At 31.2% G+C, this 20,217-nt stretch carries 13 protein-coding genes and 1 tRNA gene; 7 read left to right on the top strand and 7 right to left on the bottom strand.

All coding sequences use genetic code 11. The features are described from left to right. Positions 1-40 precede the first annotated feature (40 nt). Both dnaE and AC2D6T_RS10260 read right to left on the bottom strand, forming a co-directional pair. Positions 41-4,381, bottom strand: coding sequence for a DNA polymerase III subunit alpha (gene dnaE / locus AC2D6T_RS10265; protein ID WP_484681434.1), 4,341 nt, complete (start codon positions 4,379-4,381; stop codon positions 41-43). Between the two features lie 448 nt (positions 4,382-4,829). Beyond that, on the bottom strand, positions 4,830-5,780 hold the full coding sequence (locus tag AC2D6T_RS10260; RefSeq protein WP_484681433.1) for a calcium/sodium antiporter: 951 nt from the start codon (positions 5,778-5,780) through the stop codon (positions 4,830-4,832). Between the two features lie 466 nt (positions 5,781-6,246). Between AC2D6T_RS10260 and AC2D6T_RS10255 the strand changes: the two genes are divergently transcribed. From AC2D6T_RS10255 to AC2D6T_RS10245, 3 genes are all read left to right on the top strand, one after another. Next, on the top strand, positions 6,247-6,399 hold the full coding sequence (locus tag AC2D6T_RS10255; protein WP_438989548.1) for an SsrA-binding protein: 153 nt from the start codon (positions 6,247-6,249) through the stop codon (positions 6,397-6,399). 11 nt (positions 6,400-6,410) lie between these two features. Further along, complete coding sequence (locus tag AC2D6T_RS10250) at positions 6,411-6,641, top strand: putative signal transducing protein (RefSeq protein ID WP_298947074.1); 231 nt, start codon at positions 6,411-6,413, stop codon at positions 6,639-6,641. A 58-nt stretch (positions 6,642-6,699) separates the two neighbouring features. After that, positions 6,700-6,773: transfer RNA gene (locus AC2D6T_RS10245), tRNA-Arg, on the top strand. Here AC2D6T_RS10245 and AC2D6T_RS10240 read toward each other — a convergent pair. The 5 genes from AC2D6T_RS10240 to AC2D6T_RS10220 form a co-directional block, all read right to left on the bottom strand. Next, the gene (locus AC2D6T_RS10240) at positions 6,739-8,331 is read right to left on the bottom strand and encodes a recombinase family protein (RefSeq protein WP_484681432.1); all 1,593 of its coding nucleotides are present in this window, start codon (positions 8,329-8,331) and stop codon (positions 6,739-6,741) included. The two genes, AC2D6T_RS10245 and AC2D6T_RS10240, sit on opposite strands and share 35 nt — an antisense overlap. Positions 8,332-8,337: 6 nt before the next feature. Then, a complete protein-coding gene (locus AC2D6T_RS10235) occupies positions 8,338-8,505 on the bottom strand; it encodes a hypothetical protein (protein ID WP_484681431.1) in 168 nt (55 codons plus the stop codon). Between the two features lie 78 nt (positions 8,506-8,583). Then, positions 8,584-9,438 (bottom strand): hypothetical protein, encoded by an 855-nt coding sequence (locus AC2D6T_RS10230; protein ID WP_484681430.1) that lies wholly within the window; start codon positions 9,436-9,438, stop codon positions 8,584-8,586. Between the two features lie 1,092 nt (positions 9,439-10,530). Further along, a complete protein-coding gene (locus AC2D6T_RS10225; RefSeq protein ID WP_484681429.1) occupies positions 10,531-10,929 on the bottom strand; it encodes an IS6 family transposase in 399 nt (132 codons plus the stop codon). A gap of 214 nt (positions 10,930-11,143) precedes the next feature. Further along, on the bottom strand, positions 11,144-12,031 hold the full coding sequence (locus AC2D6T_RS10220; RefSeq protein WP_484681428.1) for an AraC family transcriptional regulator: 888 nt from the start codon (positions 12,029-12,031) through the stop codon (positions 11,144-11,146). Between the two features lie 462 nt (positions 12,032-12,493). Between AC2D6T_RS10220 and AC2D6T_RS10215 the strand changes: the two genes are divergently transcribed. Genes AC2D6T_RS10215 through AC2D6T_RS10200 form a run of 4 tightly spaced genes read left to right on the top strand, consistent with a single transcriptional unit; the run spans position 12,494 to position 20,208 of the window. Next, positions 12,494-13,906 (top strand): hypothetical protein, encoded by a 1,413-nt coding sequence (locus tag AC2D6T_RS10215; protein ID WP_484681427.1) that lies wholly within the window; start codon positions 12,494-12,496, stop codon positions 13,904-13,906. Between the two features lie 43 nt (positions 13,907-13,949). After that, positions 13,950-16,976 carry a SusC/RagA family TonB-linked outer membrane protein gene (locus tag AC2D6T_RS10210; RefSeq protein WP_484681426.1) on the top strand — a complete coding sequence of 1,009 codons (3,027 nt, stop codon included), beginning with the start codon at positions 13,950-13,952 and terminating at the stop codon, positions 16,974-16,976. Between the two features lie 4 nt (positions 16,977-16,980). Further along, on the top strand, positions 16,981-18,561 hold the full coding sequence (locus AC2D6T_RS10205) for a RagB/SusD family nutrient uptake outer membrane protein (protein ID WP_484681425.1): 1,581 nt from the start codon (positions 16,981-16,983) through the stop codon (positions 18,559-18,561). A gap of 21 nt (positions 18,562-18,582) precedes the next feature. Then, positions 18,583-20,208 carry a glycoside hydrolase gene (locus tag AC2D6T_RS10200; RefSeq protein WP_484681424.1) on the top strand — a complete coding sequence of 542 codons (1,626 nt, stop codon included), beginning with the start codon at positions 18,583-18,585 and terminating at the stop codon, positions 20,206-20,208. Positions 20,209-20,217 lie beyond the last annotated feature (9 nt).

Raw genomic sequence — 20,217 nt, 5'->3', positions numbered from 1 at the left:
AAATGACATTATTGTTCTGCTAATTGCAGAATATCCTATTTTAATTCAACTTATATTTAATTTGCTGACTCTCTAGAGTACTTAATAATTCATTAGAAATATGTATTTTAGTATTTCTACTAGGTAGGCTAACTTCTAATTTCTCTTTTTCGTCCCAAACTGTAAAATTTAAATTTTGTTTACCAGGGTTGTTTTTTAAAATGCTTTCTAAGTTTAAAATGGTATTTGCATTAATATCCTCTAAAGGCAATTGAATGGTTATTTTTTTGCACAATTCGTCCATAATATCGTGCAACAATTTCATTTCTGTAAATTTTAAACGAGGTTCGCCCATAACCCCAGTGTTTTTATTCATCCAACCAGGTTGAATCGTACATCTTACAAACAAGAAAGAATTGGGTACTAAAAAATGTTTCATTTTTAAGTAATCTTCTCCAAAAATTCTAAATTCGTGACTGTCTCCATAATCCTCTACAGTAAACATTGCCCAACCTTTACCAGCTTTAGAAACACGGTGTTGTACATCTGTAACTATGGCTGCAAAAGCCAAATTCATACCTACAAATTTGCCAATATCACCTTTAAAATATTTTAAAGTACCGTTACAAAATTTTAGTTCGTTTTTAAAATCATCTAAAGGATGTGCAGAAATATAAATACCAATTACTTCTTTTTCTTGCGATAATAGTTCCATAGTACCCCAAGTGTCACAATCTGGAATATCCGGTTCTGGAAACTGAATTGTAGAGGCTTCACCAAACATAGAAACTTGCGCAGAATTCTCGTTTTCTTGAAACTTACTTCCAAATTTCATAGCACGTTCTAAAAAGGTTTGCCCTTTTTCATCTGTAGCAAAATATTGTGCTCTGTGTGTGTCTGTAAAAGAATCAAAAGCACCTGCTTTAATTAAGCTATCAAAAGATTTTTTATTGGCAGCTCTTAAATCGATACGTTTTGCCAAATCAAAAATAGACGAATAATTTCCGTTTTCTTCTCTTTCTTTAATAATGGCTCTTACTGCGGCAGCACCTACACCTTTAACAGCTGCCATTCCAAAACGTACTGCACCTTCTTTGTTTACCGAAAATTTTAAGAAAGATTCATTTAAATCGGGTCCTAAAACTTCTAATCCCATTCGTTTACATTCTTCCATAAAAAATGAAACGGCTTTAATATCTTTCATGTTATTTGAAAGTACAGAAGCCATATATTCTGCAGGATAATGGGCTTTTAAATAAGCTGTTTGATAAGCAATCCACGCATAACAAGTAGAGTGAGATTTGTTAAAAGCATAACTTGCAAAGGCTTCCCAATCTTTCCAGATTTTTTCTAATTTATCTGCATCATGTCCATTTGCAGCTGCCTGTTCTATAAACTGAGGTTTCATTTTATCTAGCACAGCAATTTGCTTTTTACCCATGGCTTTACGCAAAACATCAGCTTCCCCTTTTGTAAAATCTGCTAGTTTTTGCGAGAGTAACATTACCTGCTCTTGGTAGACTGTAATTCCATAAGTTTCTGCCAAATACTCTTCCATTGCTGGCAAATCGTACTCAATATCTTCTGTACCATGTTTTCTGTTGATAAAACTTGGAATGTATTCCATTGGTCCAGGTCTATACAAGGCATTCATGGCTATTAAATCTGCAAAAACAGTTGGTTTTAAAGAACGCATGTGTTTTTGCATCCCTGGAGATTCATATTGAAAAATACCAACTGTTTCTCCTCTTTGAAATAATTCGTAGGTTTTTTCATCATCTAAAGGAAAATTTTCTGGATCTAAATCTACATGATGTCTGGCTTTAACAATTTTTACAGTGTCTTTAATTAACGTCAGTGTTTTTAGACCTAAAAAGTCCATTTTTAACAAACCTGCAGATTCTACTACAGAGTTGTCAAACTGAGTTACATACATGTCAGAATCTTTAGCCAAAGCAACAGGTACATAATTGGTGATGTCTCCTGGAGTAATAATTACACCACAGGCATGAATACCCGTATTTCTAACAGAACCCTCTAAAATAGTTGCTTTGTTTACAGTTTCTGATGCCAAATCGTTACCAAAAGAAATGTGGCGTAATTCTTCTACCAATTCTTTTTCTTCAGCGCGCAAACTATCAACTTTTCCTTTGCTTTTTGCATCATCACCAAAAATATTTTTTAGTTTGATGTTAGGAATTAATTTGGCAATTCTATCTGCTTCAAACAAGGGCAAATCTAAAACTCTGGCGGTATCTCTAATGGATGATTTTGCAGCCATGGTTCCGTAAGTAATAATTTGTGCTACTTGATTGGCACCATATTTATCAATTACATAATCCATAACACGTCCACGACCTTCATCATCAAAATCGATATCGATATCTGGCATAGAAACACGTTCTGGATTTAAGAAACGCTCAAAAAGTAAATCGTATTTAATAGGATCTATATTGGTAATCCATAAGCAATAGGCAACTACAGAACCAGCAGCAGAACCACGTCCTGGACCTACAGCAACATCCATATTTCTAGCTTCTCTAATAAAGTCTTCTACAATTAAAAAATAACCAGGATATCCTGTTTTTTCAATAACTTCTAACTCAAAATCTAAACGTTCTTTAATAGCTTCTGTAATTTCTCCATATCTTTTTTTGGCACCTTCGTACGTTAAATGTCGTAAGAAATTGTTTTCTCCACGTTTTCCTCCATCCTCTTCGTCTTTAGCATCTTTAAATTCATTTGGAATGTCAAAAGCAGGTAATAAAACATCTCTTGCAAGTGTAAAAATTTCTATTTTATCTACAATTTCTTGTATGTTGATGATGGCTTCTGGCAAGTCTGCAAAAAGCGTTTTCATTTCTTCTGTAGACTTAAAATAATATTCTTCATTTGGCAAACCATATCTATAACCACGTCCTTTTCCTTTTGGAGTAGCTTGTTTTTCGCCATCTTTTACACACAACAAAATATCATGTGCATTTGCATCTTCTTTATGTAAGTAAAAAGTATTATTGGTTGCTACAATTTTTACATCATGCTTTTTAGAAAATTTTAGTAAAGTTTCATTCACAATCGTTTCATCTTGTTGATTGTGACGCATCAACTCTATATATAAATCGTCTTGAAATTGTTCTTTCCACCAAAGTAATGCTTCTTCTGCTTGGTGTTCTCCAAGGTTTAAAATTTTACTAGGTACTTCACCATATAAATTACCTGTTAAAACAATAATATCTTCTTTGTATTTGTTGATGATTTCTCTATCGATTCTTGGTACATAGTAAAAACCATCAACATAAGCGATGGAAGACATTTTTGCTAAATTATGATACCCTTTTTTGTTTTTTGCCAACAAAACTACTTGGTAACCATTGTCTTTTTGAGATTTATCTTTATGGTTTTCACAAACATTAAACTCACACCCAATAATTGGTTTTATGGGGTTTTCTGCATTTTTATTATGTGTTAAAATAGCGTTTACAAAATGAAAAGCAGCCATCATATTTGCAGTGTCTGTCATGGCAATAGCTGGCATATTATCTGCAGCAGCAGCATTTACAATGTTGCCAATTTGCATGGTAGATTGCAGTACAGAAAACTGTGTGTGATTGTGTAAATGTGCAAATTGTACATCTTTTAATTCTGCTAAACCTTCAGAAGTAGATTTTGTATCTTCTACGTCTTTTAATTTATCTAGACGTTTGCGTATTTTATCACTTTCCTTTTTTAGGTTGATGTGTTTTAAACCAATTACCTGAATCGGTTTTGGGTTGGCTTCTGAGAAATTTTTAAAGTAATCATCCTCTGCATCTAGTTCCTCTTTGGTAAATTCTCTTAAACGAATTAATTCTAAAAAACAACGAGTTGTAGCTTCAACATCTGCTGTTGCATTGTGGGCCTCACCAAAACCAACACCAAATAAATGATTGTGTAATTCTGTTAAGGTTGGTAGTTTAAATTTCCCTCCACGTCCGCCAGGAATTTGGCACATTTGTGCTGTTTTTTCTGTACAAGTATCTAAAAGTGGGAGTGTAGTTAAATTATTTTCAACCCCCAATCTATGAAACTCACAACCCATAATATTGATATCGAAACCAACATTTTGACCAACAATAAACTTAGTTTTTTTTAAGGCTTCATTAAATAACTGTAAGCCTTCTTCTAAACCGATACCTTGCTCTTGGGCAAGTTCTGTTGAAATACCGTGAATTCTTTCTGCATCAAAAGGAATATTAAAATTATCTGGTTTAATTAAGAAATCGTTATGTTCTAAAACATTCCCCATTTTATCATGCAATTGCCAAGCAATTTGAATACACCTAGGCCAGTTGTCTGTGTCGGTAATTGGTGCATTCCAACTTTTGGGTAAACCTGTGGTTTCTGTATCGAAAATTAAGTACATGTTTTTTGTAAACCTTGAATTATTTAACTGCTTAAGCGAATTGTAAAAATAGAAATTTGTTCTTAAAAAGCAGCCTAGAGTTATTGGCTTTTATCAACAATAGAAATAAATTATCTTTTGTTTTTATACTGTTTTACCTTTTCGAAAATAAAGAAATCTTATAAATTTGCTTAACAATGTGTTCGCTATTTTATATGACTTCTACTAACATACCAAAGTGACAAATTTATGAAGTTTTGATTTTTGTGGATTTAAAATCAGATAGGGTACTAAGGCTGTTATCGCTTCAGATTTGCTATAATTATAGACCATATTTACCTAATTATATGCTAACGCTTAATCAAATGCACAAACAAAAGTAAATTGAAAGAAATTCTTAGAATAACAAAAAAATAGTGGAAAAATACTAATTTTTAATTTTATAAACCTATTTTAAGATTTCACAAATTTAAAGGGTTGTTTTAAATACCAAGTAAATAAATACGAGATAACCCAAAAAAAGAAATAAGCCCTTAAACCTACTTAAAACAAGTTTCTTTTTCAAGAAAACCAAAGGAAGTAACACCGCTGCAAAACCCAGCATCCAAAAAATATCTCTAGATAGTATTTGCGGTTCTGTAACAGGTATTTGTTTTATTAAAGATGTAAACCCTAAGACAGAGGCAATATTAAAAATATTAGAGCCAATTAAGTTTCCTAAAGAAATTGCTTTTTCTCCTCTAACAGCAGCAATTACAGATGCTGCTAATTCTGGTACACTAGTTCCAATAGCAATCATGGTTATAGAGATTACACCTTCGCTAACACCCATATTTGTAGCAATTTTTTTAGCACCTTCTACTAAAAGATCTGAACCAAAATACAATGAAACACTACCAATTATTAACCAAACAACTATTTTAAAATAACTAGTATCTGCTAATGAATCATCTATTTCTTCTAAAGAAACGTCTTCTTTTTTTGCTGTTTTAATAAGTATATATAGAAAAATAGCTAATGCAACTAAAAGTATAAAACCTTCTGTTTGAGACAAAACATTATCATTAGATAAAAAATAGTAGAGTGAGAGAGAAAAAAGTAGCATAACCGGCCAATTAAGCTTGTAAAAATCTTTACTAACTATAATAGGCCCAATAATAGCTGTAATGCCCAATACCAAACCAATATTAGCAATATTAGAGCCAATAACATTATTTATAGAAATTGCTGGAGAACCATCTAAAGCCGCTTGTAAACTAACCAATAGTTCTGGTGCAGAGGTGGCAAAAGAAACCACTGTCATACCAATAACCATTTTAGAAATATTTAATTTAAAGGATAAGGCTATAGAAGATCTTACCAAAAACTCGCCACCTAGTATTAGTAAAGACAAACCTAAAAATACATATAAAAAACTCATTTATTTTATTTTTTACGAAGATACATTTTTATCAATGTAAGGTAAAAGGAAAAAATAGAAAGCCGAAAATTTATCTTTTACAAATACCAATTCCTTTCTCACTAAAAAACCCTCAAAACAAAGACTTTAAAGCCTAATAGCATTATTTTTTTATAAGAAAATAATATTTTAAGACTTTATGCAAGCAAATATTAAAACTTATTGTATATTTTAGCATCATATGATAGCTTAATTTTTTTAATAGTTTACTTTTATTTAGAAGAGTGTTTACAATTCTGATATATTGAATTTATAATTTTGAAATTATCATATTTATTAACCCCAAAAAAAATTATAATGATACTTATTATTACAAAAATGCTAAAAGACATTGTTGACTTTATTATATCTGTTAGTATTTAATTAAATAGCATTCTAACCCTAGAAATTACTTATTTTTATTAATTTTGAGATAAGATAAGTTTTAATGAAAAAGAAAATATTTATTTTATTAGCAAAAGTAAATAAGGCCTTACTACCCTCTTTTACAAAAAAAGGTTTAGATATTTCTAAAGCAACTAAATTACAATTGGCAATTATTGGTTGGAGAGCTTTTGTGACAAAAAACGCATTACCGTAAAACAATAAATTATGAATATAGAACATATTAAAATATTTTCAGGATCATCTATTATCGTTAAAGGTTTACAAAATCTATTAGATGAAAAGGGGATACACTGCATTATTAAAGACAACTTTGAATCAGCAAGATTAGGTGGTCATGTTCAGCAACTTAATTCTGTTGAGGTATTTATACGTAATACAGATAAAGAAAAAGCACAACCAATTGTAGATGCTTATAAAGCAGAAATTAATTTATAAAAAAGTAACTTTGACTTTCTAAATTAAAAAAACTCTGTTATATTTGCACCCATTTTAAGGCCATGTGGCGCAACTGAATAGCGCACTTGATTACGGCTCAAGAGGTTACAGGTTTGAATCCTGTCATGGTCACTAAATCGGAGAATTGATTCACAGGAATCGATTCTCCTTTTTTTATGCCTTCTATTTTCTTTGATAATGAAGGGATTACAGAAAAAATAGTGTTCACCTTTGTGGTTCGAACTCTATCATTTGGCTTATCATAACCCAAACCGTTAGGAAACACTAGATGTTGGATTTTTTGTTTTTGTTTTAAATCGCCATTTACCCATATATCCTGGAGAGAACCTGATAGTTGAACTGCCTTTTCAATTGCATTATTAAGGTTCGAACTGGTCATAGTAGGATTTTTTATTTTTGATAGTAATTCCTTTCTTTGCCCTTCATATTTATCTTTAAACTTTTGGTAGATATCTGTATCAATTTCACCAAGAGCATAGCGTTCCTCAATCGATTCTATTTTACTTTCTATTTCTGTGAGGTTTTTCTTTAATCCAGCATTCTGATTTCTTGTTTCTTTTGTTGCGCTATCATAAGTATACGCCATTACTTCCTTGATAATATCGTTGTACTTAGTATCCACTTGATAAGCACTTAATCTATCTATAAAAGTTTTGTGTAAAACCTTTGCTGATTTGTTGCACGAACATCCCTTGGTTCTACATTTGTAATAGTAAAGATTCTTTTTCTTTACAAGATAGCCTGTTAAAGGAAGCTTACAACTCTCACAATAAATAAACTGTTTTAAGGGGAGGTTGTCGTTTTCCGATTTATGTTGTTTTGGGTGATGAGTTTCTGCGGAATTAATTTTCAGAAAATTTTCTTTAGAGACAATTGGTTCATGTCTTCCTATTATAATCTCACCAGGAATCATTTTACTGATAAGGATACCACAATAAAAAGGGTTTTTGAATACTTCACTCAACCTACGCTCGTTAATTTCCATACCTAACCCTTTTAACTTATCAATAATTTCCACATTGGTATAAATACCTTTTAATTTCCATAGAAAAGCTTTCTTAAGTAGTTTCCCTTCTTTAGAGAGTGCAATTTCCCAGTCTACAGCTTTGTGATATTTCTTTTTATTTACATAACCGATTGGAGGGTTCCACAACCAATAGCCTTTGCGCAAAAGGTCTGTCATAGCGGTAACGGTCTTGTCCCTTCTGAGCTCGTTATCGAATTGACTAAACATGAAAAATAAATTTTGCTGAAACTTACCAGCAGCAGAAGTTGTATCTACCTCTTGTGTGACTGCCTTGACTTGGATACCCCTTTCAAAGAGCTCTTGAGATATCTGAGCAGCACTGCTACCTGTTCTTGAAAACCTATCGTATGAGTACACGATAATATATCCAACCGAACTACTCTGCTTGACATATTTTAGCATTCTCTTAAACTCTTTGCGTTCATCACTCTTTGCAGACTCGTAAGTTCCTCCAAAATAGCCCACAACCTTATAACCGTTTGATTTTGCGTAGTTCTCACAATACTTTTTTTGGGTTTCAAGGGATGTGTTTGTGTCAGCCTGCTCTTTTGTGGAAACTCGTGTATAGATGATAGCATTTCTATTCTGACCAAGCTGATGCTTCTTAGGTGCAAAATCTTTGAATCTCTCCAGCGTTTTCATGTATAATTATTTAATGGTATTTAATATTATGAGGCAATAGGCCTCTAGCGAATTCAAAATCTCATTGATATCATCATCTTTTCCACAGATAAGAGAAAGCTTTTGTTTTGCAGCCTCTCTTTTCTGTTTGGTAAGTTTATCATCTTCTAATGTATAAGAATCTCTTTGGTCCATAACGAGCTAATGTTAACTCGGGCTGGATTCTCAGGGACCGATAAGGTGATACATCTATTTTCATGATTAATGAATTGTTTATTTGGTTAAAATTGTGAGCTTATAATTATTCTGTGCTCTAGGCTCAATGAGTAGTCTTGCTGTTCTCGGTAGCTTGTTATTTAAAAAGAAAGTTGCCAATTGTTCAGCTTTTTTATGATCTTCTCTAATGATTAGTGGTTTGATAGAATTATCATCAACAAGCAATTCGATATATTTAGGTGATTTAAACATAATAATCTCCCGTATTTGATTTTCCACCTGAGACAGGTAGTCAAGATCTTTTTTAACGTATTTAAATTCTACGCTAACAATACTTTTGATAAATCCCATAAGTGGAATACACAGGTAAGCTTCATCTTTAATCATACCTATAAGCTTTTCACTAATCAGTGAGTTGCCATCCCTGACATAACATTCGCCACTTTTAGGAAAGTAGTAGAAGGACAACGGTTTTTTATCAATTAAAATACTATCTATAACTGCATCGACAAAAGGATTGATTTCCTGACCTAATGTATCTAAAAGTATGGAGTCTTTGATAATACTCTTATAAGCTTCTAAAGCCTCATTAGAACCCTTTTTTCTTTCAAGAGATAAAATGGCCTTCTCAAGTTTTTGTTTAAAGTAGCCTCTTTCACGTGGAGTCTGCCATACCAAACTGGCAAGTTCCGATAGTTTCTTAGTATTGATTCCAAATGCACTTAGCTCTTGGATTAAATGAAGCCAAACAGCCTGAGGAATATTCATGCGTCCGTTTTTACGTGCCTGAAAAAAAGGTAGGATGTGTTTGCTCTTCCAGTAGGTTACCATGCGTGAACTAATACCAAGATGTTTTGGTATTGTATACCGTTGTTCTAGAAGGTTATTTTTAAGAGTAATATGGTCTTTCATTAATTATATTTTACACAAATGTAATAAATAAAATATAAAAAACTAAAACATGTAATTAAAATTAGTGTATTTGTATTGAAAACGCCTTGAAATAGGTGTTAAAAATAAAGAGTTAGATTTTACAGGTGTACCTCATTAATCTAAAGTAAAAAGAGATGGAAAAGGAAATGACAAAATTCAGAAATTTGACACTAAGTCTAAAATTAGCATCTGATGAGAAGATTATGCTCAAACGTATGGCAGAGAAGTATAATGTGTCGTTATCGGAACTGATATACAATTTGGTATTGTGCCGTCCAGACCGCAAAAGCATCTCATTTAAGAGATGCTTTTTTGGTTTTATATCAAGGAAACTATTGCTTTTCAATTGTTTACGGGGTAAAATTTCACTATTTTCTCACAATCTCAAAAACCGCTCGGGGACTAAACCGGGGACTCTTTTTTTCTTGTAACCTAAAATAATTTTTATTTTTAAAATAAAGCAACTGGCTTTTTTAAAATAAAGCGATGTTGACAGTATTTAGGCTGCGTTTTGATTTTTTACTCTAAAAAAAAACAATAGATATCTCGGTTTTTAAAAGAGTTAAAAAATAACTTATTGTAAAGGACGTATTCTAAAGTAAATACATATTGATTTTCATTGTTTTTTTTTTATTTCAAAACCTCTTCCGCAATTGGTTTTACTGGGATTTTCCTTTGGTTGTTTTTCCTTATCATTTTTGATTAATTTTAATAAAATTAAAGCATTTAACCTATTAAAAGTTCCATTGAAAACAATGACAATCATGGTCAAAAAAGGAATTGAATATTTTAAAATTATTCTAGGAGATAATATTTAAGTTTTTATTACCTTTTTTACTTCTTTTTTACAAGGTAAATAATATTTTTTTCATTGTGAATTTCAATATCTTTAAAATCAATTAATTTTAAGCATTGGTTTCATTGAGAACCTTATATTTTATCGTCAATTGGACTATTGATTTTATGGGGGTTTTGCTTTGTTAGTTTGTGCTTGTTATTTTTGATGATATTTTAATAAAATTAAAGTATCAAACCCATTAAGAGTTCCATTTAAAATAATGAAAATGTAGCTTAAAAATTTATACCAAATTTATTAGGTAGTCCATTATTCTCTATGGCTTTGATTAAAAATTTCTGTGCAGATATACGTTGTCTTTTTTTAGTTAACAAAAAGTCTACAGTATTCACTTCTTTATCAACTGCTCTGTGTAAATATCTCCACTCACCCTTTACCTTAATATTGGTTTCATCTAATCTCCACCTTTTTTCAACTAATTTTTTTCTTCTTCTGAATTGTTGTTCTACAAGTGGTGTGAATTTGAATACCCAGCGTTTAATATTAGCATGATTCACTTTGGTTCCTCTGATAGATAAAAGTTCTTCTACATATCTGTAGCTAAGACTAAACCTTAATTTGAAGTAAACAGCTTGTAATATAATTGCTTTAGGAAAACAGTGACCTTTGAACATCTTTTTTATTGTAAATATAAAAAATTGATTTTTTCTTACATTAGATGCGACAGAAACGTATTTATTGATGGTTATAAAGATTCTAAGTTTTGTCCTAGAATGGTTTTGAAACAATTATTAAAATCAATTAATAGGTAAGTAACTACTGATCTCTATAGCTTAATTTTCAGTTTAAATGAAAGAGAAAGTATTTTTTACTGAAATAGAACTGAATTTATTTTCTTTGACATTGCTTATAATTTCTGGGAGATTTTCCCATATAATTCTTAAAAGTTCTGGAGAAATATAGCGGGTCGTCAAAACCAATTTTATAGCTAATTTGTTTTATGCTCAAATCTGTATAGCTAAGGTATTCGCAAGCTTTTTGAACCTTTTTTAATTTAAAAAATACAAGTATAGGGTAACCGGTTTCTAATTTAAATTTTGTGTGTAGGTAAGATTTTGAGTAATTGAACTTAGATGCGATATTATCGAGTGTAAAATTCTTATCTAGATTATTCATTAAAAATTCTTTGACAGAGTTAATTAGATTCTCTTTTGGGTGTGTTGTATTAATCGAATTAAGTTTATGGTAAACAAATGAGCTTATAAAATTCAGACCTAATAAATTTGCATATTCAATACTATTTAATAAATAATTGTTATTTAATAAATCGAAAATTTTATTAAATTTGTCTATAGTGCTTTTTGAGAAAGGGATATTTTTATAGTTATTAATATTGCTTTTTGAGTATCGATTATATATATTTTCGCTAAAAGAACCCTGAAAATGAATCCAATAAATACTCCATGGATCATTATCATCAGCCCTGTATTCGTGTCTAGTGTTTTTTGGTATTATGCAAAAATGATTCGGTGAGATTAAAGTTTTTTGATCCTCAATAATAACTATTCCTTTTCCTTTGGTACAGTATATAAAAATATATTCTTTAGCCCCTTTTTTTCTTAATCTATAATGATGGCTTGCAACAGGGTAATATCCCAAATCACTAATGTAAAAATTTCTTGAAATAGGATTGTTTTTTATATCCACTAAAAATGATTTTGGAAAAGCTATCATTTTTTGTCCAAGAAACCCTTCTTTTAAAGTGTTTTCATCCATTTAATTGTTATTAATGTGTTTTTTAGATTTTAATAAAGTTAATATTACATAGAATAAAGATAACAAAATATATTACATTTTTTTATTTTTTATTTAATTGACTGTTTTTACTTCGTGTTAATTTTTTTTTATTCAATTTTATATTGTGTTTATTGAGGATATTTAATAGATTCCTTTTTTATTAGTAATTCATAAATTTCTAGTCTCTTCAATTCTCCTTTTGGAGTGATATACAACTATTAAAAGTGATATTATCCATATTTGTGCTTTTTTTGTCTATTGTTTGAGTGCTTGTAAGTTGTACTTTTGTAAGATATTCTCAATTTATTAATAATATAATAATCATTTTAATAAAGAAGAGATTTGGTCATTGTAATTAATTAGGTATTTTATGGAGTTAGTTTATAGCTTCTTTTTCTATGCCGATATTAAAAAGAGTAGAACTTAAATTTAAATTAAAAAATGAAAACAGTTAAAACAAAATTACTTTGCATATTCTACTTAATAGTAGTTATAGTAAGTTGTAATGATGATTCTTTAAGGATTGATTCTGAACCAGAATTTAATTCGTTTCTAGAAGATATTTCTTCTTTGCCTGGTGAAGTAATTACTTTAGAAGCAGTAATTTCTGACCCAGCAGGTGTAAAATCTATTAATATTAATTATGATAAATGGTTTTTAGATAAAACAATTGTTAAAGATTCTTTGCCGGATATTTATAATTTGTCTTATCGTTTTAAAGTTCCTGATGACGAAGATGAATTTAGTGTTCATAAAATTTCTGTTACCGTAACTAACGCAGGTGATGTAGCTACTATAAAAGATGTGGTGGTGACTTTAGATAAAGATATAGCTGCACCAGTAATAATGGTTAATAGTCCTTTAGATGCGTCTACCGTGTTAATAGGTAATGGTGATGAAATAAGTTTTGATGTTGATTTAACTGATAGGGAGTTGTCTGAGTTTAAGATTGAAAGTGATATTTTAAATGAAACAATAGCTTTAAATGGTTCGGCTACTTATAGATACAGCAAATCTTTAGATGTATTAACACCTGGTAGTTATACTTTTAATATTACTGCTAAAGATGTTTCAGGCAATGATACACAAGCTTCGGTAACTGTAAATGTTGTTACAGATTTGCAGTTTCCTGCAATGTATTTAACAGATGAGACAAGTGATGCTGCGTTAAATCAAGATTTATTTGGTATTCCTTTTAGTACAACAGCGAGTCAAGCTACAGGAGAGAATGGGTATGTTTTTAAAGCGCTATATTATTCTAAAAGTGCAAATTCTGAGGTGAGATTTATTCCTCAGAAAGAATCATTTTCGCCATTTGCATTTGGTGCAAATGCGAACAATGCAGGTAAATTAACATTAGGAAGCGATGCTACCGTTAATCCAATTGTTGTGCCTGGTGTTGGTTATTATGAAATATCAATTGATGTGAGAGATTTATCATATACAGTTACACCCTATACACCAACAGATGCAACTTTTAATCAAGTATATGTTTTGGGAAGAGGGATATTTGTAGATGCAACTACTTCTACTTGTACAAATAACGCAGATGGTTCTACTCAATGTTGGCATTTTAATTCTGGTAAGCCTCTTGTTCAAGACTCTGATAATCAGTACTTGTGGTCATTAGATGTTACTGTAAAAGATCAACCAGATGATAATGGTGCTAATGGATTTATATTAAATGCTAATCCAAATGGATGGGCTCCTTTTTGGAGAACTAATACCGAAGATCGTTCTATTGCAGTTCCTGGTGGTGGTGGTAATTATGTCTTTGAAGATAGTGCTTTAGATAAAGATTATACCTTCATATTTGATACTCATCTAAATAGGGTGATAATTAAAAATAGATAATCAAATATTGACACAAAAATAATATCAATTAAAAAATATATAAATGAAGCAATTAATTATAATTATAATAAGTGTTCTTTGTTTTAGTTTTTCGGCTACAGCTCAGAAAACTGTTAAAGGAACAATTACAGATGAATTGGGAGAGCCAATACCAGGTGTTAATATTTTAGAAAAAAACACATCAAAGGGTACTTTCTCTGATTTTGATGGTAAATTCACCATCTCTGTTGATGAAAATGCTACCTTGGTATTTAGTTATTTGGGGTTCAAAACACAAGAAGTAAGTGTTAATGATAGGTCTCAAATTACGGTTAAAATGATATCTGATGAAACTCAATTAGATGAAATAGTTGTAATTGGGTACGGTTCCGTGAAAAAAGACAAAATAGCTACATCTATAGCAACTGTAGATGGATCAGAAATTTCAAAACAAGTTGCAAGTAATCCTGCAGAAGCGTTACAAGGTAAAGCAGCAGGTGTTCAGGTTTTGTCTTCTGGAGGTTCTCCAGGTGCATCTCCTAGAATTGTGATACGTGGTATTACTACAGCTAATGGTAGTACAAATCCACTTATTGTAATTGATGGTATTTTGCAACCAGATGGAACATCTTTAAATTCTGTAAACTCTCAAGATATAGATAGCTTTCAAATTTTAAAAGATGCAGCTGCATCTGCAATCTATGGTTCAAGAGCATCAAATGGTGTTGTTCTTATTACAACTAAAAGAGGTAAGGCAGGTAAAACCGTAGTTGGTGTAGATTTAAGTTATGGTGTGCAATATTGGCAAAAAATAGAAAGTGCAGATGCGCAAGAGTATATGAGAATAATGAATACCAGAAGAACAAATGATGGTAATGCACCATTGTTTGATCCTAATAATTTTCAAGGTGAAGGTACAGATTGGTGGAATGAAGTTGTTCAGAACTTTGCTCCAGTTTTAAATGCTAACGTAAGGGTTTCTGGAGGTTCAGAAGATTTAAAATATTCTGGAAGTGTTAGTGTTTTTGACCAGCAAGCAAATTACTCTAAGGGATTTTATCAAAGGATTACTGGAAGGTTTAATGTAGACTATAAGATTTCTGATAAAGTAACTCTTAAGCAGGATCTTAGTCCAAGAATTGAAAAATGGGAGAATACACCAAATTTGTTATTCAATTCAATGAGAATTGATCCTTTAACACCGGTATTTATTCCTCAAAGTGAGCGAGTGGGTAGAAATCAATATAGTATCTATGGTTTATCTCAAAATTTGGTACCAAATCCCGTGGCTCAATTGGCAAGACAGTTTAATGAAAATGATTTTTTTGGTTTTTTCTCTAATACACAATTAGATTATAAAATAGCACCAAGTTTAACATTTAGGTCTCAACTTGGTTTAAATATTTCTAGACAAACCTCACAAACATTTAATCCTGAGTATTTTATTGGTCCAAACCGACAGTTAGAAATTAATAATTTAACCAAAACAGTTACCAATAATTTTGACTATGTGTTAAATAATACAATAACTTTTGATAAAACCCTTAATGATAAGCACTATTTAAATATCACTGGTGGTATTGTGTTTGATTCAGAAAATTGGGATTATTTAAGAGGATATAGTGATGGTATTCCTAGCAATACAAATATGAATCTGTGGCAATTAGATGCAGCTGAAGGGGAGACTATTAGAGCAAATGCTAATAAGGCTACAGATAATATTTTGTCTGGTGTTTTTAGAACTATTTATAGTTATGATAATAGATACTTTTTCAATGGATCTGTAAGAGTTGATAAATCTTCAAGATTCCCAAAAAATGGAAGAACAGGAGTTTTCTCTAGTGTGTCTTTTGCTTGGGATATAGATTCAGAAGATTTTTTCAAAAGTGAGACTATTAATAACTTAAGAGTTAAAGTTGGTGCTGGTGAAGTAGGTAATCAAAATATAAGTCGTAACGGTCAGTTTTTCTCAATTGGTTCTGGCGATTTTGTATTTGGAGGTGATCGTGTTGTAGCTAACTTTTTGTCGCAATTTGGTAACCCTAATTTAAGATGGGAAACTGTGAGAGATAAGAATTTTGGAATTTCAATGGGTTTATTTAATAGTGAAATTACTATTGAAGCAGAGTATTATGAGAAAACTTCAGAAGATTTATTATTTAGTGTAGAAACACCAAATTATACAGGTATACCAGGTACTATAGCTCAAAATGTAGGTAGTTTTCAATCTAAAGGTTTTGATCTAACTTTAGGGTATAATAAGAGTTGGAATGATTTTAAACTAAATGCAAATTTAACATTCTCTACCAATGAAAGTAAAGCAATAGAATTAGCTCCTGGAAACGAAGTGATTTTGGGGCAAAGAAGACCTCGATTAGGAAATAGATTTGTGAAAATTACCGAATTAGGGGAAACTGTAGGTTTGTTTCAGGGTTACCAAACTGCAGGGATATTTCAAAATCAAACTCAGTTAAATTCTCATACCTCAGAAGACGGAAATATAATTCAGCCTAATGCTCAAGTAGGTGATTTGATATTTGTAGATCAGAATGGAGATGGGGTTTTAAATGATGATGATTTAACAACAATTGGTAATCCATTTCCAGATTTTTATGGTGGTTTAAATCTTAATATGAGTTATAAGAATTTTGACTTTTCTATGCAGTGGTATGGAACTTTTGGAAATGATGTATTTAATATAAATACAGAATATATACGTGCTGGTACTCAAAATCTAAATGTATTAGCTGGTTTAGAAAACCTAGTATGGTCTCCAACAAATACAGGTGCACAATACCCAAGATTAACAGAACTTGATAGAAATGGAAATTATCAAAATCCATCAGACATTTTTATAGAAGACGGTTCTTATTTAAGATTACGTAACATTCAGTTAGGCTATAATTTTAAATTAAAAGGTGTTAATAAGTTTAGATTATACATAGCAGGGCAAAATTTACTAACATTTACTAAATATTCTGGTTTTGACCCTGAAGTAAGTAGTGGGGGTATTATTAACGGTCTAGGAGTTGATGCTTCAAGTAACCCTGTGGCAAAAACATTTTTATTAGGATTAAATTTAACATTATAAAATTATGAAAAAACTTATTTTATTTTTAGGATTTTGTATTGCTTTTCTTAACGTAAGTTGCGATGCAGACAAAATATTAGATCAGCCTTTACAAGGTAGACAGCAATTAGATGATTTTTTCTCATCATCAGAAAATGCAAAAGCATTTGTTAATAGTATTTATCAAATGGTTAATGGTACAAATTGGAATCAAGTAAATTTTCAGCGTCAAATTAATGAAATGGCATCTGATGATAATTGGGCAGGAAATACAAGACAGCCAAGACCAGATATTACAGGTATAGCACAATATAATGTGTTTCCAGGTTCTACTTATTTTAACTTATTTTGGGAAAATCATTACATAGGTATAACAAGGGCTAATATAGCTCTAGATAGAGTTCCTGAGGTAGAAATTGATGATGAAACAAAAGCTAGATTAATTGCAGAAGCAAAGTTTTTAAGAGCGTTCTTCTATTTTGATTTAGTAAGAAACTTTGGAGGCGTACCTATTGTAACTACGTACAATGAAATTTTAGAACCAACAATTAATGATAAGGTTAGGTCTTCTGTAGCTGAGGTTTATGAGTTTATTGAATTAGATTTAAAAGATGCCATGAATTCATTGCCATTAAGAAGTCAGCAAACTCTTGGGCAATCAGGAAGAGCAACTAAAGGTGCAGTACAATCTTTATTGGCAAAGGTGTATCTCTTTGAAGAAAAATGGGCAGAAGCTCAAGCTATGGCAAAAACCGTTATGGATTCAGGTGAGTATAGTTTAGAGGTAGATTTTGCTGATGTTTATAAAGTAGGTAATTTAAATGGTGTTGAAACTATTTTTGAAATTCAATATATTAATAACCCAACATTTAATGGTGTTGGTGGTCAGTTTTCCATTACTAATGGAAGTCGTGGAGATCGTGGTTGGGGATGGGCATCACCTTCAAGTGACTTGGAAAATGCTTTTTTAAGTGAAGGTGATAATATTAGGTTAAGATCTACGATTATAAAACACGGGGAACCTGTTTTTGGTGATCCTGCAGTAACTTCATTTGATGGAAAGCCAAGTGAAAATAAATCTGGTCGTACAAATAGAAAGTATTACATTCCAACAGATGAAAGACCAGATCCATATCAAAGAGGTCAATTGCCATTACATTACATTCATTTAAGATTAGCAGATGTTATTTTAATTCATGCAGAAGCTGCTTATTTTAATGGAGATGAGGCAGCTGCTAAAAGCTCTTTGCAATTGGTTAGAGATCGAGTTCAATTGCCTTCTAAAAATAATTTATCTGGAGACGCTTTAAGAGATGCAATATGGAAAGAAAGAAGATTAGAGTTGGCTTTAGAACAGCATAGGCTTTATGATCTTAGAAGACAAAAAATAAATGGAGTTCCTAGAATTGCTTTAATACTGGGGCCAAATGGTTCTTTTGTAAAGTACAATACAGAGGTAAGTACAGATCCTTTTGAGACAACTAATTTATTGGAACCTCAAAATAGTGGAGTATTATTTGATCCTAATATTCACTTATTATGGCCAATACCACCAGAAGAGATTCAATTGTCTAGAGGTAATATCGTGCAGAACCCTGGATATTAATTCGGTTTTAATAAATACAATATGTTGAATAAGTATTTTAATTATTTTTTTGGAGTAGTTTTTAGTTTGGTTTTTGTGGGCTGTAGTCAAGATATGGCTACAGATCCAAATGACCCAAAATTTGATGTTCCTGAAGAAGGTATAATACTTAACATTAATAACACATTTCAAGTTATAGATCATTTTGGTGCTTCAGGTGGTTTTCAAGATCAATGGGTCGGAAAATGGCCTGATGCATCCAAAAATAAAGTGGCTGAATTGCTTTTTAGTTCAGATACTGATGTGCAAGGTAATCCTAAAGGAATTGGTTTGTCTTTATGGAGAACAATTATAGGTGATGGAGCAGCTGATCAAGTTAATAGTGGTTTTTCTGCATCCAATTGGTTTAGAGAAACAGAGTGTTATTTAGACGCTTCTGGAAATTACAATTGGTCAAAGCAGCAGGGAGAGCAGTGGTTTATGAACAAAGCAAGAGAATTTGGAGTTTCTAAATTTACTACATGGGCAACAGCACCTCCTTATTTTATGTCTAAAAATGGTTATGTTTTTAGTACTTCAGATGTGAGTAATTTTAATTGTAAGCCAGAAAATTATGCTAAATATGCAGATTTTTTAGCAACTGTAGTTAAGTATTATGAAGATCAAGGTTTTAATATTACAACTGTGTGTCCGTTTAATGAAACTCAATATCAATGGAATGCAGCTGCAGGTTCTGCTCAGCAATCAGGAACAAGGGCAACAAATGCAGAAATAGCTCAAGTAACTAAAATTATCGATAACGCATTTACTCAAAAAGGTGTAAAAGCAAAAATTATGCTTCCAGAAGCAGCGCAACTAAAATATTTGTTTGAAGGTGGTAATAACACTAGTAATCAGGTAAATGATTTTTTTAGTGAGTCTAGTTCAAATTATATTGGAAATTTAAAAAACTTATCTAAATACATTGCAGGTCACAGTTATTTTAGTAACGGTAATACTCAAGAGTCTTTAAGACAAAGAAAAACGTTAAAAACAACTTTAGCAAATTACAACTTAGATTATTGGCAGACAGAATATAGTCTATTAGGTACTGGTTATCAACAAGGTTTAGATGTTTCAACTTTTTCAGAAATTGATTATGCATTATGGATGGCTAGAATCATTCATACTGATTTAGCTTTTGGAAATGCTACAGGTTGGAGTTTTTGGACGGCTTTAAATCAATCGACTTTTGGAGATCATCCTTTTCGGTTTAATTTAATTTTATATGAACCAAATTCAAATAGCCCTACACATACCGATGGTACTTTTACTTCTAACAAACTTCTTTGGGCGTTAGGTAATTATAGCAGGTTTGTTAAACCAGGAATGGAAAGGTTTGAAGTTATTGATGCAGATTATAATGATGAAACATCGGTTGAAAACTTTATGATTTCAGGTTACAAAAATCAAAACACAAAAGAAATTGTCTTGGTATGTGTTAATAACACCGATACAAACAGAGATTTAAAATTAGAAAATTATAGTACAGATTTTGAAGTTAAGGGAGAGGCTTTTGAGGTATATACAACTTCAAATTCAAGTAATCTTAGAAAATCTACATCCTCTGTAGAGTCTGTTAGTATTCCAAAGAAATCTATAGTAACATTAAAAGCGGTCTTAAAGTAAGTCTAGCTG

The sequence above is a fragment of the Polaribacter sp. YIW18 genome (assembly GCF_057219325.1).
This window is presented reverse-complemented; position numbering and strand designations above follow the sequence as displayed.

Excerpts from the sequence above, each read along its gene's own strand:
- AC2D6T_RS10240 (WP_484681432.1), bottom strand. The coding sequence starts at position 8,331 with ATGAAAACGCTGGAGAGATTCAAAGATTTTGCACCTAAGAAGCATCAG.
- AC2D6T_RS10235 (WP_484681431.1), bottom strand. The coding sequence starts at position 8,505 with ATGGACCAAAGAGATTCTTATACATTAGAAGATGATAAACTTACCAAA.
- AC2D6T_RS10210 (WP_484681426.1), top strand. The coding sequence starts at position 13,950 with ATGAAGCAATTAATTATAATTATAATAAGTGTTCTTTGTTTTAGTTTT.
- AC2D6T_RS10220 (WP_484681428.1), bottom strand. The coding sequence starts at position 12,031 with ATGGATGAAAACACTTTAAAAGAAGGGTTTCTTGGACAAAAAATGATA.
- AC2D6T_RS10200 (WP_484681424.1), top strand. The coding sequence starts at position 18,583 with ATGTTGAATAAGTATTTTAATTATTTTTTTGGAGTAGTTTTTAGTTTG.
- AC2D6T_RS10215 (WP_484681427.1), top strand. The coding sequence starts at position 12,494 with ATGAAAACAGTTAAAACAAAATTACTTTGCATATTCTACTTAATAGTA.
- dnaE (WP_484681434.1), bottom strand. The coding sequence starts at position 4,381 with ATGTACTTAATTTTCGATACAGAAACCACAGGTTTACCCAAAAGTTGG.
- AC2D6T_RS10260 (WP_484681433.1), bottom strand. The coding sequence starts at position 5,780 with ATGAGTTTTTTATATGTATTTTTAGGTTTGTCTTTACTAATACTAGGT.
- AC2D6T_RS10205 (WP_484681425.1), top strand. The coding sequence starts at position 16,981 with ATGAAAAAACTTATTTTATTTTTAGGATTTTGTATTGCTTTTCTTAAC.
- AC2D6T_RS10255 (WP_438989548.1), top strand. The coding sequence starts at position 6,247 with ATGAAAAAGAAAATATTTATTTTATTAGCAAAAGTAAATAAGGCCTTA.
- AC2D6T_RS10230 (WP_484681430.1), bottom strand. The coding sequence starts at position 9,438 with ATGAAAGACCATATTACTCTTAAAAATAACCTTCTAGAACAACGGTAT.
- AC2D6T_RS10250 (WP_298947074.1), top strand. The coding sequence starts at position 6,411 with ATGAATATAGAACATATTAAAATATTTTCAGGATCATCTATTATCGTT.
- AC2D6T_RS10225 (WP_484681429.1), bottom strand. The coding sequence starts at position 10,929 with ATGTTCAAAGGTCACTGTTTTCCTAAAGCAATTATATTACAAGCTGTT.